The sequence below is a fragment of the Burkholderia sp. AW49-1 genome (assembly GCF_053427845.1).
This window is the reverse complement of record NZ_JBSAXF010000009.1, coordinates 210,411-227,408: the sequence shown is the minus strand read 5'-3', so window position 1 is coordinate 227,408 and position 16,998 is coordinate 210,411. Positions and strand designations below refer to the sequence as shown.

Sequence of the window (16,998 nt, the reverse complement as noted above, 5' to 3'; positions counted from 1 at the left end):
GCGCGGCGTCAGCGCTTGCGGCCGCGTGCGGTGGTCAGCTCGTCGGACACGCTCCGCATCAGCGCGCACAGCCACGCGATGTCGGTCGGGCGATCGGGGTGCGGGTGCGTGAGCAGGTAGCTCTTGATGCGCGGAAACGACACGGGCGGCGTGACGACCACGAGCGGCAGCAGCTGCGCGTAGTGCGTCGCGAAGCGGCGCGTCGTCGTGAAGATCAGGTCAGACTGCAGCAGCACCTGCGGCACGATCCCGAAATACGGCAGCGTCGTCACGATCCGCCGCGTGAGGCGCGCGCGCGCGAGGCCGATCTCGATCGCGTTGCGCTTGTCGCCGGTGTACGGCGTGGGCGCGACGTGCGCGGCCGACGCGTACGCTTCGCGCGTGAGCGGTTCGCGCGCGAGTGGATGCGCGTCGCGCATCAGGCACACGATCGTGTCGGAGAACAGGTCCTGGCGCGCGAAGCGCGGGTCGGGCTTCGGCCAGTTGCCGATCACGAGATCGAGCGCACCCGATTCGAGTGCCTCCGCGTGATCGAGCGCGGGGTTCAGCGAGTCGATTTCCAGGTGCGCATGCGGTGCTGCGTCGCGAAAGCGCTCGATCAGCGTCGGCATGAAGAAATCGTTCAGGTAGTCGGGCGCGGCGACGCGGAACGTGCGCCGCGCCGACGACGGGTCGAAGTCGCCGTGCGGCGTCGCGATGAAGTCGACCTCGCGCAGCGCGCGCGACGCCGCCCCGAGCAGCGACGCACCATACTCGGTCGGCACCATCCCGGACTTGCCGCGCACGAGAATCGGGTCGTTCAGCGTCTCGCGCAGCTTGCGCAGCGCGGTGCTGATCGCGGGCTGGGTCTGGTTCAGCCGCAGCGCGGCCTGCGTGACGCTGCGCTCGAGCAGCAGCGTGCGCAATACGCGCACGAGCCAGATATCGAGCGAGGCGGTACGGTCGTCGTCTTCCATCGGTGCGCGGTGATTCGGCAGAAGCGTAACCTTACCGCAGCCACGCGTCGCGGTGCGTGATACCGGCCATCACACGCGGCCCTTCGGCAGCGTGCTGATCCGCTTGACCTCGCGCGATTCGAGCCAGTTCGGCGTGCGCGCGCAGTACAGCACCATCGGCAGCGCGTCCTCGCCCCAGAACAGCTGCTGGTTCATCCAGAACGTCGGTACGCCGAACACGCCGAGCGCGATCGCGTCGTCGGTGTTGCGGCGCAACTGCGCGCTCGTTTCCTCGAATTCGATCAGCTCGTCGCCGTGCCCGACGCCGACGCGCTCGCACAGCGCGGCGAACCCGTTCGGCGTCGACGGGTCGTTGCCGTCATGCCAGATGAAGCGGAATATTTCCAGCACGGTCGCGATGTCGGCGCGCAGCGCGATCGCGAGGCGCAGCACCTTGTCGGAGTCGAACGGATGCGCGGGCGGCATCTTGAAGCGGATGCCGAGCTGTTCGGCGCGAAACAGCGCATGGCGGTACGTGAACATGCGCTTGGCGGGCACGTCGGCGCTCGGGCGCTGTCCCCAGTGGCGCTGCAGGTCGGGCAGCGACACGGCGACGGGGTCGAACGGCACGTCCGGCCACTTGTCGTGCTGTTCGAGCAGCAGGTAGGAGAACGGCGACACGAAGTCGAAGAACCAGGCAGGCTGGGTGGTGTCGAGGCCGGTTGTCATGGCGATCTCCAGAGAGTGGGGCGTGTGCGCCTCGCGGCGGCCTTCATGTTACTTGGCGGCGCGCGGACGCAGCCGCGCGGATGCAGCAATGATCGCGGATCGGCCGCTCATGCGGAACCGGGAGTCGCCCGAGGGGGCTCGCCGGCAGGCGCCGCCGCCGCGCCGCCGCGTGCCGCCGCGGGTCCGCCGGCGCCGGGTGTGCCCGATGCGGTGTCGTGGTCGTGCGCGGTGAGCCGCTCGCACACGAAGCCGATGTGCTCGCGCAGCACGTAGAACTGCCCCGCATACGCGAGCGGCATCTTCATCCGGTTCACGGCCTCCTCGATGTCGTCGAGTTCGTCGAGCAGATGGACGCGCTCCTCGGCCGTATGCTCGCCGAGCGCGCGGCGCTCGAGCGCGATCAGCGCGCCGTACCAGCGGTAGATGCGCGAACGCACGCGCCAGCCGTACAGCGACGGCACCAGCCGCAGCCCGGGGATCAGCACGACGATCAGCGGCACCACGACGACCAGCAGCCGGTCGACGAGACTCGCGACCCAGAACGGCAGCCGCCGGTACAGGAAGGTCTTGCCCGACTTGTAATAGCGCGCCGCGTCGTCGGACAGCGGGAAGCCGCGCGTGACGGCCGACGGGAATTCTCCCGCGTGCTGCAGGATCGTCGCGTGGCCGTGCACTTCGCGCGCGGCCTCGATCAGCAGGTCGGACAACGCGGGGTGCAGCGAATCGCGCGCGACCAGCTCGATCGTCGGCGCGACCGTATGGATGTCGGCGGGCGGCAGGTTGCGGCCGAGATCGTAGACGCCCATCGGCAGCGTGATCGCGGTCAGGTACGGAAAGCGCCGTGCGTACGCCTCGGCCTGCGTGAACGAGTACACGTGCACGCCGGGCGCGCGGAACAGCTTCGCCATGACCGGGATCTGCGTCGAGTCGCCGGACAGGAAGGCGGCGTCGATCCGGCCGTCGAGCAGCGCGGTCGCGGCGTCCTCGCCGGCCGTCGGCAGCAGCTCGGTCGAGCCGCCCGGCACGATGCCGTTCATCTTCAGCAGCGCCAGGCTCAATTCGCGCGCGCCGCTGCCTTCCGCGCCGAGCGCGAGCCGCTTGCCCTTGAAGTCGGACAGCCGCGCGACCACCGGGCCGCGGTACATGATCGCGAGCGGCACGTAGCCGATGCTGCCGAGCGATACCAGGTGCTCGTCGCGCTCCTTCGGGCCGATGCCGCTCTGCACGAAGCCGACGTCGACCGGCGCGTTCGGGTTCGACAGTCGCGCGAGGTTCTGCGCGGATCCTTCGGACGACTGGACGTCGAGCGTGACGCCGTTCTTCGCGAGGATCGCCTTGTATTTCTGCGCGGCGTTCCAGTAGGTGCTGCCCGGCGGGCCGGACGAAATCACGAGCGTGGACGGCGGCGCCGGCTGGATCAGCTTGACCGCGAGCCAGACCGCCGCGACCGCGAGCAGCACGGTGGGGCCGATCGACAGCGCGAGGTCGCGCCACGACACCGCGACGAAGCGGGCGAGGATGCGGCGGGGCGGGCGAGGGCGGGCTGGCTTCATGGAGTGGGCGGATGACACGGGCATGACGCGCTGATGACGGGCGTCACGGACGATGTACGCGATGCAGGTTCTGGCGGCGATGGTACCCGGTTTCGCCCGGCATGCGCGAGTCCGGCGCCGTGGCGCGGCGGCGGACGCGGGCGTGCGAGCCGCCCGCCGCCCGCCGCCCGCCGCAGGGCGGTCGCGCTCAAAAGCTTTGCGCTTCGGCGGGCGCTGGATTACATTGTGCGTCGCAGCCGCGACCGATTCGCGCGCGACCCGGCACGCAATAGACCGGGCGCGTCCGGCCGGCGGCTGTCCGGCCCGGCCGGCCCGCATTCGCGTGCGCCGGTCGCCGGCCCGTGTCGCCTCTCTCGCATCGCCGTGGAAATCATCGGCCGTCCCGCCCGTTCGCGCGCGGGCCGGCTGCCTTTGGGGGTATCCGGCCGTACTGTGCACGGCCGTTCCGAAGTCATAAGGAGATAGCATGAAGTCGATCGTGTTGAGAGCGTTGGGTGTTGCGGCCGTGGCGGCCTGTCTGTCGGGCAGCGTATATGCGCAGTCGAGCGATGCGGCGGCAACCGAGGCGCCGGCTGCGGCAGCGAGCTCGCCGAAGGCCGCGGCCAAGACTGCGAAGAAGGCGAACCGCAAGCTCGGCTACGCGGTGCGCAAGGCAATTACGAAGGCTGGCGGCATCGACGTGGCCAACCTCGTCGTGCGCTCGAAGGGCGGCGCGATCTCGCTGGAGGGCACGGTGCCCGACCAGGCACAGATCGACAAGGCGGAAGAGGCAGCGAAGAGCGTGAAGGGCGTGACGTCGGTCACGAACAAGCTGACGGTCCAGCAGCAATGATGCCGGGCGGCGGCGCGCCAGCGCCGCGCGCCTGCTCGCGGCGGGCCCCGGTGTACCGGGGCCCGTTTGCGCTTTAGAATGCCTCGGGCCTGCCGCTTTGCGCCAGGCCCCCCCGAACGGGCACGCGCAACGGGCTTTCTTCGGGACGGAAAGTGCTGGACGGCCCGGTGTTTTCTTCAGAGGCCGTGAGCCGCGCACGACGCAGCGGCGAACCGATAACGATATCGAGAGGGCGGCTATGACGACGCACGGGTGGGGCAGTCGGATTCTCTTGGGCGCGGCGCTCGTCGCGGTCGCGATGCTCGGCGCCTGCAACGGCGACGATTCGGGCGAGCGCAACCGGCTGCCCGGTTTCGTGTCCGGCAGCGTGCGCACGACCGCCTATGACGGCACGAGCGACGATCTGTTGACGGCCGGCCTCGGCAAGACCGGGCTCGCCACCGCCACCGCACCCGCGTTTGCGAATCCGTCCAGGCCGACGAGCGCCGAGTTGCGCCGGGTCGCGATCTGGTCGAACTACCGCGCGCTCGTCGACATGAGCGTCAATGGCGGCTACGGCCGCTTCTGGGGGCCGAACGTCGACCTCGACGGCAACGACACGCTCGGCGAGGGCAAGATCCCCGGCACCGAATATCTCGCGTATTCCGACGACGGCAGCGGCCGCAAGAACGTGACGCTGCTCGTGCAGGTGCCCGCGAGCTTCGATCCCACGCAGCCATGCATCGTCACCGCGACGTCGTCCGGTTCGCGCGGCGTGTACGGCGCGATTTCGGCGGCCGGCGAGTGGGGCCTCAAGCGCGGCTGCGCGGTCGCATACAACGACAAGGGCGGCGGCAACGGTGCGCACGAGCTCGGCACCGACACGATCACGCTGATCGACGGCACGCTCGCCGACGCCGTGCTCGCCGGCAACGCCAGTCTTTTTACCGCCAACGTCACGAGCGGCGACCTGGCCGCGTTCAACAGCCGCTTCCCGAACCGCTACGCGTTCAAGCACGCGCATTCGCAGCAGAACCCCGAGCAGGACTGGGGGCATGTGACGCTGCAGTCGATCGAATTCGCATACTGGGCGCTCAACGAGCAGTTCGGGCCGCTGCTCGACGGCTCGCATCACGGCGTGCGGTACCGTCCGGGCGACATCACCACGATCGCCGCGTCCGTCAGCAACGGCGGCGGCGCGGCGCTCGCGGCGGCCGAGCAGGACACGCGTCGCTGGATCACCGCGGTCGTGGTCGGCGAGCCGCAGGTCAACGTGCGGATGGCGCCGAACGCGGTCGTGCGCGAGGGTGGCCAGCCGGTACCGTCGTTCGGCCGGCCGCTGGCCGACTACGCGACGATCGCGAACCTGCTGGAGCCCTGCGCGGCCGCATCGGCGTCGCTGGCGGGGGCGCCGTACCTGAGCGCGCTGCCCGCCGCCACCACGCAGTCGATCCGCACGCAGCGCTGCGCGACGCTCGCCGCGGCGGGGCTCGTGTCGGGCGCCGATACGCAAAGCCAGGCCGCCGACGCGCTCGCGCAACTGCATGCGGCCGGCTATCTCGCCGATTCGGACCTGCTGCAGGCGCCGATGTGGGATTCGCAGGCGATTCCGGCGATCGCGGTCACCTATGCGAATGCGTATACGCGTTCGCGCGTGACCGACAATCTGTGCAATTTCAGCTTCGCGACCACCAGTGCGGCGACGGGCACGGTCGCGCCGCCCGCCACGTCGCCGATGCCGGCTGTATTCGGTCTCGGCAACGGCGTCCCGCCGACCGCCGGCGTCAGTCTCGTGTTCAACACCGGCGCGGGTGTCGACCACAGGCTCGCGACGCCCGACGCGAGTTTCGCGGGCGCGCTGTGCCTGCGGCAGCTGTGGACCAACGGGATGCTCGACATGCCGGCGAACGTCGACGCGGTGCGCGTGAACGCGAACCTGCAGGGCAAACCCGCGATCATCGTGCAGGGCCGCAGCGACGCGCTCGTGCCCGTCAATCACGCGTCGCGCGCATACGTCGCGCAGAACGGCATCAGCGAAGGCGGCCGCAGCCAGCTCGTGTTCTACGAGGTGACGAACGGACAGCACTTCGATGCGTTCCTGCCCGTCGCGGGCTTCGACACGCGCTTCGTGCCGGTTCACTACTACAACCTGCAGGCGCTGAACCTGATGTGGCGGCACCTGAAGAGCGGTGCCGCGCTGCCGCCGTCGCAGGTGGTCCGCACGGTGCCGCGCGGCGGCACGCCGGGCGCCGCGCCGGCGTTGACGAGCGCGAACCTGCCGCCGATCTCGGCGTCCCCCGGCGCGAACACGATCACGACCGGTGCTGGCGCGATCGACGTGCCGCTCTGACGGCGCCCGCCACGCCGCAATACGAAAGCCGGACAGTCGTCCGGCTTTTTTCTTTTCAGCGCCTGGAATCCGTCCCCGCACTGGCCTTTATCGGAATGGCACGCGCTGTAACAAATTATTACTTTACGACGGAAAACCCGGAATCTATTATGCGCCGATATTTTAACTTAATTTAATAAATTCCCGTAAAGACAATATTCCTTTCCGTATAGTTAATCGATCCTTTCGATTTTATTAAATCGGCTCGAACTGCGATTGGTCGGCGTTTGGCGATTGATCGGCATTTCGCCGAGGGGGATTGTTCGTCTGTTGGAAGCGAAGGCGCCTTGTCTGGCGGGCTTCGCGGGGAATGCTTTTGCTTGCTGGTTCTCGCGCATGCGGATGATGGGCCTGAATTCGCATTGCCGCGCATTAGTGCTCCATTGTTTGCAATGGAATTGATTCCATTGTGCGGTCGCGGAATATGGGTGGGGTAAATCGTGCCGATCGGTATTTGCCGATCCGGTAAAAAACTCGGAGTGCATCGCAAAACGAATGCGCTCCCGGTGCGGAGCGCCGGCGCAAATGATCCTTTGCGATCGGCGGTATTTATCGTTCTGTTCGAGAGGCAATAATGACGACACTGAAGTCCTTGAAAGACGGTTTCGCGCTATTTGGAACGACACTGAGGGTGCCGCTCGCCGCAGCCGCGGCCGCGGCGCTGCTCGTCACGGGGTGCGGCGGCGACGACGGGTCCGGCCCGACCGCTGCCACCGCGGCGGCAGCGACGACGTCGAACGGCAGCACGGCGGCCACCACCAATGCCACGGCCGCCGTCCCGGCCGACCAGCCGTACGTCGACAACGACGTGTACGGCACCGGGCCGAACGACGCGGTCACGGATTCGACCGAAGGAGCCGCGGTCGTGCACCGCCAGGTCACGATCGGCGGCAAGACCGTCCAGTACACGGCCACCACGGGCCACCTGACCACCATCGATCCGATCACGTCGGCGCCGAACGCGAAGATGTTCTACGTCGCGTACACGCAGGACAACCCGGACCCGTCGAAGCCGCGCCCGGTCACGTTCTTCTACAACGGCGGCCCCGGCTCGTCGTCGGTCTACCTGCTGCTCGGCTCGTACGGGCCGAAGCGCCTGCAGTCGTCGTTCCCGAATTTCACGCCGCCGGCCCCGTACAAGCTGCTCGACAATCCGGACAGCCTGCTCGACCGCACCGACCTCGTGTTCATCAACCCGGTCGGCACCGGCTACTCGGCGGCGATCGCCCCGGCGAAGAACAAGGACTTCTGGGGCACCGACCAGGACGCGCGCTCGATCGATCGCTTCATCCAGCGCTACCTGACCAAGTACTCGCGCTGGAATTCGCCGAAGTTCCTGTATGGCGAGTCGTACGGCACGGCGCGTAGCGCGGTCGTGTCGTGGGTGCTGCACGAGGACGGCATCGACCTGAACGGGATCACGCTGCAATCGTCGATTCTCGACTATGCGAACGCGCTGTCAGCGCCGGGCACCTTCCCGACGCTCGCGGCCGACGCGTTCTACTGGAAGAAGACGACGCTCAACCCGACGCCGACCGATCTCGACGCGTACATGGTGCAGGCCCGCAACTACGCGGACAACACGCTCGCGCCGCTCGCGCAGAAGCCGAATCCGCAGGATGGCGGCTTCGTGAACGTGCGGCTGAACCTGAACCTGCAGACCGCGCAGCAGATGGGCTCGTACATCGGCACGGATCCGACGTCGCTGATCCAGACGTTCGGCAACCCGGCGGCGCTTGGCAACGTGCCGTCGTCGGACGACAACCCGCCGTACACGTTCTTCCTGACGCTCGTGCCGGGCACGCAGATCGGCCAGTACGACGGTCGCGCGAACTTCACGGGCAAGGGCATCGCGCCGTACATCCTGCCGAACTCGGGCAGCAACGATCCGTCGATCACGAACGTCGGCGGCGCGTACACGGTGCTGTGGAACAGCTACATCAACACCGACCTCAAGTACACGTCGACGTCGTCGTTCGTGGACCTGAACGACCAGGTCTTCAACAACTGGGACTTCAGCCATACGGACCCGACCGGCGCGAACAAGGGCGGCGGCAATACGCTGTACACGGCCGGCGACCTGGCGGCGACGATGAGCGTGAACCCGGACCTGAAGGTGCTGTCGGCGAACGGCTATTTCGATGCGGTCACGCCGTTCCACCAGACCGAGCTGACGCTTGCGCAGATGGCGCTCGATCCGACGCTCAAGGCGCAGAACCTGACGATCAAGAACTACCCGTCGGGCCACATGATCTATCTGAACGACGCGTCGCGGACCGCGCTGAAGGGCGACCTCGGCAACTTCTACGACGGGATCCTCGCGAACCGTACCGCGCTGCAGCGCGTGCTGAAGCTGCAGGCGCGCACGCAGCAGCTCAAGCAGCAACAATTGAAGCAGCAGGGGCAGTAAGCATCGCGTTGCGGCCCGCCGGTCCGGCCTTGCGCCGGGCGGTGCGGGTTCGCGAGGCCCCGGATGGACGACAGCCCGATCGGCGCAGGCCGATCGGGCTGTTTTTTTCGAAAGGCGGCGGTGCCGGCAGCCGACGGGCGGGGCGCCCGGCGCAGCCGCTTACGCGAGCACGAGCCGCACGCCGACCGCGACGAGCGTCGCGGCGAGCAGGTTGCGCAGCAGCCGCTCGGGCGCGCGCGCGGACAGCAGGCTGCCGAGCACGATGCCGGGCAGCGAGCCGAGCAGCAGCGACAGCAGCATCGACCAGTCGACCGAGCCGAGCAGCCAGTGACCCATGCCCGCGACGAGCGTGAGCGGCACCGCGTGCGCGATGTCGGAGCCGACGATGCGGGTGGTCGCGAGCGTCGGGTACAGCAGCAGCAGCACGGTGACGCCGATCGCGCCGGCGCCGACCGACGTCATCGACACGAGCACGCCGAGCACGGCGCCCGTCAGCACGGTCGACCACAGCGTGCGCGCGGGGCTCGGTGCGAGCGGGTTGCGTGCGGCGAGCGCGGTCAATTGCGGACGGAAGATCAGCGCGAGCGACGTGAGCAGCAGTGCGACGCCGAGCACCAGCTGGATCAGCCGCGCGGTGCCGGGCGAATTCATCCCGTGCGTGTGCAGCACCCATAGCGTGACGGCCGCGGCCGGGACGCTGCCGGCCGCGAGCCGGCCAGTGATGCGCCAGTCGATCGACCCCTTCAGCCCGTGGACGAGCGTGCCGGTGGCCTTGGTCGCGGCCGCGTACAGCAGGTCGGTGCCGACTGCCGTCGCGGGGTGGACGCCGAACAGCAGCACGAGGATCGGCGTCATCAGCGAACCGCCGCCGACGCCCGTCAGGCCGACGAGAATGCCGACGAACAGGCCGGACAGGGAGTACAGCAGATCGATATGGGGAAGCGACATCGGAAGCAGGCGGTTATGCGGCGTTCGGCGGCGGCGCGCGGCCGCGGCGCGCGCATCAAAGTCCGCCATTGTCGCAAAAGTGGCGCGTCGGTGTACGACTACGTTAAAAATCGGCCGGGAAGGCTCGCTGGACGGGCCGTCGGTGGCGGGTGAAACGGTCGTTTGAATGGAGGCCGGGCCTGACGCGCCCGTGCGCCGGCGGCGGGTGTTTCGTCGATGGTTTGCCATCGGGCATGACGGGGGCGACGCGCGCCCCGGTTCAGGCACGGACGGCCGTCAATGCATTGCGGAGCCGACGCCGGCAACGGCGTCCTGGCGGCGGATGCGCAGCGCGAGGCCGAGCAGCCCGGCCGCGGCCGCAAAAGCCGCGCCGACCGCGAACGCGGCGTGGTAGCCGCCGTTCAGCGCGTCGAGCGGCGTGGCGTGCGCCGCCGCGAGCGCATCGGTGCGCGCGGCCGCGAGGCTCGCCAGCACGGCGAGGCCGAGTGCGCCGCCCATCATGAAAGCGGTGTTGACGATGCCCGACGCGAGCCCCGAATCGGCCGGGTCGACGTCGCTCATCGCGGCGAGCAGCACCGGATTGAACGCGACACCGGCGCCGATGCCGAGCAGCGTCATGCCCGGCAGCACGTGCCAGATGAAGCTGCCGTCCGCCGGCGCGCGCGAGAACAGCGCAAGGCCGCACCCCGCGATCAGCAGGCCGGCCGCGATCGGGCCGCGGATGCCGAAGCGCATCACGATCCGCGCCGACAGCCCGAGCGAGAACGCGGCCATGATCAGATTCGCCGGCAGGAACGCGAGCCCGACCTGCAGCGGCCCGTAGCCGAGCACGCGCTGCATGTACAGCGCGGACAGGAAGAACCACGCGAACATGGCCGCCGCCCACAGCACGCCGATCACGTTCGCGAGTGCGACGTTGCGCGCGGCGAACAGCGTGAGCGGCATCAGCGGATGCGCGACGCGCGCCTCGATCGCGATGAACAGCGCGAGCAGCACGACGGCCGCGCCGATCAGCGAGACGGTCTGCGTCGACAGCCAGCCGGCCTCGTTGCCGCCGACGATCCCGTAGACGGCGAGCATCAGCGATGCGGTCACGGTGATCGCGCCCGCGACGTCGAGCCGCGCGGCGCCGGCCGGCGCGCGCATGCGCGGCAGCAGCGCGACGCACATCGCATAGACCGCGATGCCGATCGGCAGGTTGACGAGGAAGATCCAGTGCCACGACAGCGTGCTCGTCAAGAGCCCGCCGAGCAGCACGCCGATGCTGCCGCCGCCCGCGCAGACGAAGCCGTAGACGCCCATCGCGCGCGCCCGTTCACCCGGTTCGGTGAAGAGATTCATGATCAGCGACAGCGACACGGCCGACACGATCGCGCCGCCGAAACCCTGCACCGCGCGCGCGGCGATCAGCATCGTCTGCGATTGCGCGAGGCCGCAGGCGAGCGATGCGAGCGTGAACACGACGAGGCCGGCGAGGAACATGCGCCGCTGGCCGTACAGGTCGCCGAGCCGGCCGCCGAGCAGCAGGCAGCCGCCGAACGTCAACAGGTATGCGTTGACGACCCACACGAGGGCCGTCTCGGTGAAATGGAGGTCGGTGCTGATCGACGGCAGCGCAACGTTCACGATCGTGCTGTCGAGCACGATCATCAGCACGCCGAGGCAGAGGACGATCAGCGCGTACCAGCGCTTCTCGCCGTGGATCCCGTGGGTCATGGGCTGGCCGCCTTCTCTCTGATAGTTATTTGAAAGGCTGCATTGTAGACGTCATTCGCGCGCGCTTCCTGCCGGTTTATGGCAGGAGCGACGCGTAGCGGCGGCGCGCGTCGCGCGGCGCCGGAGGTTATCCGCGCGGCGGCAGTTCGCAGCCGTCGGGGCCGCACGCGGCGGCGCCGTCGCCGGCGAATTCGACGATGGCGCCGTCGCGCCACGCCTGCTCGAGCGCCTGCGCGAACACGTCGGCCGGCTGGGCGCCCGATACCGCGTAGCGGCCGCCGAACACGAACAGCGGCACGCCGCGCCCGCCGATCTGCGCCGCGCGCGCGATGTCGGCCTCGACTTCGTCACGGTACGCGTCGCTGCGCAGCACGGCTTCGACGGCCGAGCGCTCGAGCCCCGCTTCGACCGCGAAGTCGATCAGCGGCGCGTGGTCGAACAGCGAGCCGTGCTCGCAGAAATACGCGCGGTACAGCCGCTCGGTCAGCGCATGCGCACGGCCGGTGGCCTCCGCGAGCTTCACGAGCCGATGACCGTCGAGCGTGTCGCCGACGAACGTGCCGGGCAGGTCGTAGCGGAGCCCGACGCTCGCGGCCGCATCGGTCACCTGGCGCAGCATCTGGTCGACCTGCGCGGGCGACATCCGGTACTTGCCCGCGAGCATCGCCTCGACCGGTTCGACCGGCTGGCCCGGCATCAGCCGGTACGCGCGCAGCGCGACGTCGACGTGCTCGGCGTGCGCGAACGCGGCGAGCGCCTCGTCGAAGCGGCGCTTGCCGATCCAGCACCATGGGCAGATCAGGTCGGACCAGATTTCGACGGTCAGGATCGGGCGGGCAGTCGGGGCAGGGGTGGTCGTCATGAGCGGTCCGGGGCGGCAAATAAATGTAACCGGGACTATATCATTTTATGCTTCGGTGCTTCGTTGGGGTCTCGCCCGGGCGGAACGGGGCGGCCCGGATGCTTCACGAAGCATAGACACGGACGGTGTGTACCGGCAGCGATTGTCGATGCCGATGGCGGTGACAGTTGTGGCGCCGCCCGCTGCGCGCGCCGCTTACACGTCGCCCTGCGTTTCCTTCAGATGCTTCAGGTGCTTGTAGACGGTCGCGCGTCCCATCCCGAGCACGTTCGCCACGTAGTTCGCGGCGCTCTTGCCGCGGAACGCGCCTTCCGCGTACAGCGCCTCGACGAGCTCGCGCCGGTGCTCGCGCGTGAGCCCGTTCAAGCCGACCTGCCGCTCGCGCAGCCAGCCGTGCAGGAACGTGTTGATGCGCTCCTGCCAGTCGTCGCGGAACAGCTCGTCCGGTTGCGCGACGATGCCCGCGCCCTTGATGAACACGTCGAGCGTCGCGCGGACGTCGTCGAACACCGCGATGTTGAAGTTGATGCACATCATCCCGGCCGGGCGGCCTTCGTCGTCGAACAGCACGTTGCTCACGCAACGCATCCGCCGGCCGTCCCAGTTCAGCTTTTCGTACGGACCGATCACGCGCTCGCGCGCCGAATGATCGATTTCCTCGAGTGCGGAGTCGTCGCCGACCTCGCGCTTCGACAGGTTGTTCGCGAGATACAGCACGGTCTGGTCGTGCAGGTCGTGGATCACGACTTCCGCATACGGGAAGAACAGCGCCGCGATGCCGTCGGCGATCGGTGCATAGCGGGTGAGCAGCAGGTCTTTGACGGGGGATTGCTTCTTGCGCATCGGAATCGCCATCTCGGGTGAGCGGGTGCCGGGCGGTATGTCGGCGCGGCGCGCCGGCGTGCCGTCGACCGGCTGCTCCGTGCGCCCGCGCGCCGCCGCCGCGGCGGTTGCACCATTGTATCGGCCCCGCGTGCGCGCGCCGCTCATGCGCGCGTCAGATGCGTGTACAGCGCATGGGCGATCGCGATGTCCTCGAGCCCGAGGCCGATCGAGCGGAAGAATGCATGACGCGTGCGCGACGGCGCCGCGCAGGTGCCGGCGACGAGCGCGGGCAGGTCGCCGACGATCCGCTCGGGTGTCCAGCCGTGCCCGGCCGCCGCGATCTGCATCTCGCCCGCGCTCGCGGGCGTCGTGTGCCGGTAGTCGCAATACACGTCCATGTCGGGCAGCCACGCGGGCGGGATCTCGTGCGCGCGCGCGACGTTGGTGCTGATCGACGTGACGAGCGCGGGGCGCGTGAGCATGCCGTCGCCGAGCACCGGCGTGCCCGATGACGTGCACAGCATCACGACGTCCGCGTCGCGCACGCACGCCTCGATGCTGGCGGCCGCACGGGCCCGCGGATCGATCCGCGTGAGCGTCGCCTGCAGCGCCGGGTCGCCGGCGAGCGCGGGCGAATGAACGCTGATCGATGCCCAGTCGCGCAATGCCGCCGTGTGGCGCAGATGGGCGAGGCCGACCGCGCCCGTGCCGATCACGGCGAGCCGGCGCGCGTCGCCCGGCGCGAGGCAGTCGACAGCGAGCGCCGTCGTGCCGGCCGTGCGCTCGACCGTCAGCAGCCCCGCGTCGCACCACATCAGCGGCTGGCCGGTGCGCATCGACATCAGCGCGGTCCATGCGGTGACGATGGGTTTGCCGCCGGTCACGACGTACGGCGACAGCTTCGCGCCGAACACCTGTTCGTCGGCGAGCGCGCCGAGATACGTGATGAAATCGCCGGCCTGCTCGGGGAACGGCGTGAGGGTCTGCGGCGGCTGCACCGCGCGGGCCGACGCGAGCGACGCGAACATGCGGCGCAGCGTGCCGAGCACGTCGAGCGACGGCAGCGCCGCGCGCACCGCGGCCTCGTCGACGGTCAGCGGCAGGGTCGGGGCGGGTTGCGTCATGGGACTTCTCCGGTCGGGGCCGGACAGGACAGTCTCGACATGACGCGTCCGGCGGTGTTCATGGTGGACTAAAAGTCTAATATAGACAAGGTAAGTTGAGTGAATTTTTCTTTTAAGAAACGGGGGGAGTCGATTTAGCCGGAAAAAACATCGATAAATCAACGATGTTTAGCATGGGCGACGGCATCTCGCGGGACTACGTGAGCGTTGGATTATCGTATCCCCTATAGTCTATAGTAGACTAACAGTCTATATTTTCGCGTGCAGACCGGTGTGCCGTCGCACGACGACCGGTCTTCATCGCCTCAATCCGGAATCGAAGGACATCCGTCATGAACTGGAAGCTTTCCCTCTGCGCCGTCGCGGCGCTTGCGTGCGCGGCCGTCACGGCCCACGCGGAACAGACCACGCTGCGCTTCGGGATCGAAGCCGCTTATCCGCCGTTCGAGAGCAAGACGCCGGCCGGCCAGCTGCAGGGGTTCGATGTCGACATCGGCAACGCGGTGTGCGCGAAGCTGAACATGAAGTGCGTGTGGGTCGAGAATGCGTTCGACGGGCTGATCCCGGCGCTGCAGGCGCGCAAGTTCGACGCGATCAATTCGGCAATGAACATCACGGCGAAGCGCAAGCAGAGCATCGACTTCACGCCGGCGGTCTACGTGGTGCCGATCGTGATGGTCGCGCACCGCGGCTCGCCACTGCGGCCCGATGCCGCGAGCCTGCGCGGCAAGCACGTCGGCGTGCTGCAGGGCTCGTCACAGGAGGACTTCCTGAAGGCGCACTGGGCGAATGCGGGCGTGACCGTCGTGTCGTATCAGGATCAGGACCAGATCTATGCCGATCTCGTCGCCGGGCGTCTCGATGCGGCCGTGCAGGAGGCGCAGACCGCGCAGGACGGTTTCCTCGACAAGCCGGCCGGCCGCGACTACCAGATCGTCGGCGATGCGCTGAAGGATCCCGCGACGCTCGGCGAAGGCACCGGCTTCGGGATGCGCAAGGGTGACAAGGCGCTGCAGGCGAAGATCGTCGGCGCGCTCGACGCGCTGAAGAAGGACGGCACGCTGAGCGCGCTGTCGCAGAAGTACTTCAAGCGCGACATCGTCGCGAAGTAAGCCTGGCCGCGCGCCGGCCGCGGTGCCGGTGCGCGTCGCACCGAATCTCGACGCAGTACGGGGAAGCATGGATTTCGACGTCATCGTTCTGGGGGCCGGCATCGTCGGCGTGTCGTCGGCGCTGCATCTGCAGGATCGCGGGCTGCGCGTTGCGCTCGTCGACCGGCGCGCGCCCGGCGAGGAAACGAGCCACGGCAATGCCGGGCTGATCGAGCGCTCGTCGGTCGTGCCGTACGCGTTCCCGCGCCGTCTCGGCACGCTGCTGCGCTACGCGCGCAACCGCTCGGTCGATCTCTACTGGGATTACAAGGCGTTGCCCGCGTATGCGGGCTGGCTTGCGCGCTTCTGGCGCGAATCGTCGCCGCAGCGGCTCGCGGCCGCCGCGCGCGACATGCTGCCGCTCGTCGCGGCGAGCGTCGTCGAGCACGACGCGCTGCTCGCGCGCACCGACGCGCAACCGCTCGTGCATGACGGCGGCTGGATCGAGGCGTTCCGTTCGCCCGCGCTGTTCGACGCGGAAACGCGCGCGCAGCAGCGGGTGGCCGACGCGCACGGGTTGCGGATGAGCGTCCTCGACGCGCGCGCGCTGCGCGAACGCGAGCCCGGCATCGGCGACGCATTCTGCGGCGCATTCCACTGGCAGGACCCGAAGACCGTGTCGAACCCCGGGGGCCTCACGAAGGCGTACGCACGGCTGTTCGAGCGCGACGGCGGCACCTTCGTGCACGGCGACGCGACGACGCTCGCGCAGGTAAGCGCCGGCTGGCAGGTCAATACCGAGCATGGGCCGATCGCGGCCCGCTCGGCCGTGGTCGCGCTCGGGCCGTGGTCCGATCACGTGTTCGCGCCGCTCGGCTACCGGATTCCGCTGCGCGCGAAGCGCGGCTATCACATGCATTACCGGCCGACCCGCGCGCCGCTGAACGTGCCCGTGTGCGATACCGAGGCGGGTTTCGTCGTCGCGCCGATGGAGGGCGGTCGCCTGCGGCTCACGACCGGTGTCGAGATTGCGTTGCGCGGCGCGCCGCCGACCGGCGTGCAACTCGCGCGCGCCGAGCCGCTGGCGCGCGACGCGTTCGGCATCGGCGAGCGGCTCGATCCGGCGCCGTGGCTCGGGATGCGGCCGTGCACGCCCGACATGCGTCCGGTGATCGGGCCTGCACCGCGCCATCGTCATTTGTGGTTCGCGTTCGGCCATTGTCACCACGGGCTCACGCTCGGCCCCGCGACCGGGCGTCTGCTCGCCGAGATGATGACGGGCGAGCAGACCTACATCGATCCTCGCCCATACCGACCCGCGCGCTTCGGCTGAGCGCGTTTCGATGCGACGGCCGCCGCGGGTGCGGCCGTCACATTTTTTCATTTTGTTATCCGTATTATCCGCGGTCGCGAAACGGGAATTGTCTGCGTAATTGCCCGGAAAGAAATCGCGAAATAAGAAAATCGGTAAACAAGCGATTTATTGATGCATTTTCATGAAAATGAAATGCGAATCAGGCGATCCGTCCGGGCAATCCGGCGGTGGTTTCGTAACGGACGTTCCGATGTGGCATGGAATGTACCGGAACACGTTACCTCGGGCCT

At 68.5% G+C, this 16,998-nt stretch carries 13 protein-coding genes; 5 read left to right on the top strand and 8 right to left on the bottom strand.

Going from position 1 to position 16,998, the window contains the following annotated elements:
* Positions 1-8: 8 nt before the first annotated feature.
* The 3 genes from ACV22W_RS16860 to ACV22W_RS16850 all read right to left on the bottom strand — a co-directional run bounded on the left by ACV22W_RS16860 (position 9) and on the right by ACV22W_RS16850 (position 3,217).
* The gene (locus ACV22W_RS16860; RefSeq protein ID WP_448020570.1) at positions 9-956 is read right to left on the bottom strand and encodes a LysR family transcriptional regulator; all 948 of its coding nucleotides are present in this window, start codon (positions 954-956) and stop codon (positions 9-11) included.
* A gap of 69 nt (positions 957-1,025) precedes the next feature.
* Entirely contained in the window at positions 1,026-1,664 is a 639-nt protein-coding gene (locus ACV22W_RS16855; RefSeq protein WP_448020569.1) for a 2-hydroxychromene-2-carboxylate isomerase, read from the bottom strand.
* Between the two features lie 107 nt (positions 1,665-1,771).
* Positions 1,772-3,217: a TAXI family TRAP transporter solute-binding subunit gene (locus ACV22W_RS16850; protein ID WP_448020567.1), complete on the bottom strand. Its 1,446-nt coding sequence runs from the start codon at positions 3,215-3,217 to the stop codon at positions 1,772-1,774.
* Between the two features lie 466 nt (positions 3,218-3,683).
* On the opposite strand from ACV22W_RS16850, the gene ACV22W_RS16845 reads away from it, so the two are divergent.
* The 3 genes from ACV22W_RS16845 (at position 3,684) to ACV22W_RS16835 (ending at position 8,827) form a co-directional block, all read left to right on the top strand.
* The gene (locus ACV22W_RS16845) at positions 3,684-4,049 is read left to right on the top strand and encodes a BON domain-containing protein (RefSeq protein WP_448020565.1); all 366 of its coding nucleotides are present in this window, start codon (positions 3,684-3,686) and stop codon (positions 4,047-4,049) included.
* 238 nt (positions 4,050-4,287) lie between these two features.
* A complete protein-coding gene (locus tag ACV22W_RS16840) occupies positions 4,288-6,378 on the top strand; it encodes a D-(-)-3-hydroxybutyrate oligomer hydrolase (protein WP_448020564.1) in 2,091 nt (696 codons plus the stop codon).
* Positions 6,379-6,991: 613 nt separating this feature from the next.
* The gene (locus tag ACV22W_RS16835; protein ID WP_448020562.1) at positions 6,992-8,827 is read left to right on the top strand and encodes a S10 family peptidase; all 1,836 of its coding nucleotides are present in this window, start codon (positions 6,992-6,994) and stop codon (positions 8,825-8,827) included.
* Positions 8,828-8,986: 159 nt separating this feature from the next.
* On the opposite strand, the gene ACV22W_RS16830 is transcribed toward ACV22W_RS16835, so the two are convergent.
* From ACV22W_RS16830 to ACV22W_RS16810, 5 genes are all read right to left on the bottom strand, one after another.
* Positions 8,987-9,775: a sulfite exporter TauE/SafE family protein gene (locus ACV22W_RS16830; protein WP_059508869.1), complete on the bottom strand. Its 789-nt coding sequence runs from the start codon at positions 9,773-9,775 to the stop codon at positions 8,987-8,989.
* Between the two features lie 276 nt (positions 9,776-10,051).
* Positions 10,052-11,491 carry a DHA2 family efflux MFS transporter permease subunit gene (locus ACV22W_RS16825; RefSeq protein WP_448020560.1) on the bottom strand — a complete coding sequence of 480 codons (1,440 nt, stop codon included), beginning with the start codon at positions 11,489-11,491 and terminating at the stop codon, positions 10,052-10,054.
* A gap of 127 nt (positions 11,492-11,618) precedes the next feature.
* Entirely contained in the window at positions 11,619-12,353 is a 735-nt protein-coding gene (locus tag ACV22W_RS16820) for a DsbA family oxidoreductase (RefSeq protein WP_448020559.1), read from the bottom strand.
* A 195-nt stretch (positions 12,354-12,548) separates the two neighbouring features.
* Entirely contained in the window at positions 12,549-13,343 is a 795-nt protein-coding gene (locus ACV22W_RS16815; protein WP_448020558.1) for a helix-turn-helix transcriptional regulator, read from the bottom strand.
* Entirely contained in the window at positions 13,340-14,302 is a 963-nt protein-coding gene (locus ACV22W_RS16810; RefSeq protein ID WP_448020556.1) for an ornithine cyclodeaminase family protein, read from the bottom strand. The genes ACV22W_RS16815 and ACV22W_RS16810 overlap by 4 nt, the downstream gene beginning before the upstream one ends.
* Before the next feature lie 332 nt (positions 14,303-14,634).
* Here ACV22W_RS16810 and ACV22W_RS16805 point away from each other — a divergent pair, with 332 nt between their 5' ends.
* Both ACV22W_RS16805 and ACV22W_RS16800 read left to right on the top strand, forming a co-directional pair.
* Positions 14,635-15,414 (top strand): ABC transporter substrate-binding protein, encoded by a 780-nt coding sequence (locus ACV22W_RS16805; protein ID WP_448020554.1) that lies wholly within the window; start codon positions 14,635-14,637, stop codon positions 15,412-15,414.
* A gap of 67 nt (positions 15,415-15,481) precedes the next feature.
* Entirely contained in the window at positions 15,482-16,726 is a 1,245-nt protein-coding gene (locus ACV22W_RS16800; protein WP_448020552.1) for an NAD(P)/FAD-dependent oxidoreductase, read from the top strand.
* Positions 16,727-16,998: the final 272 nt, after the last annotated feature.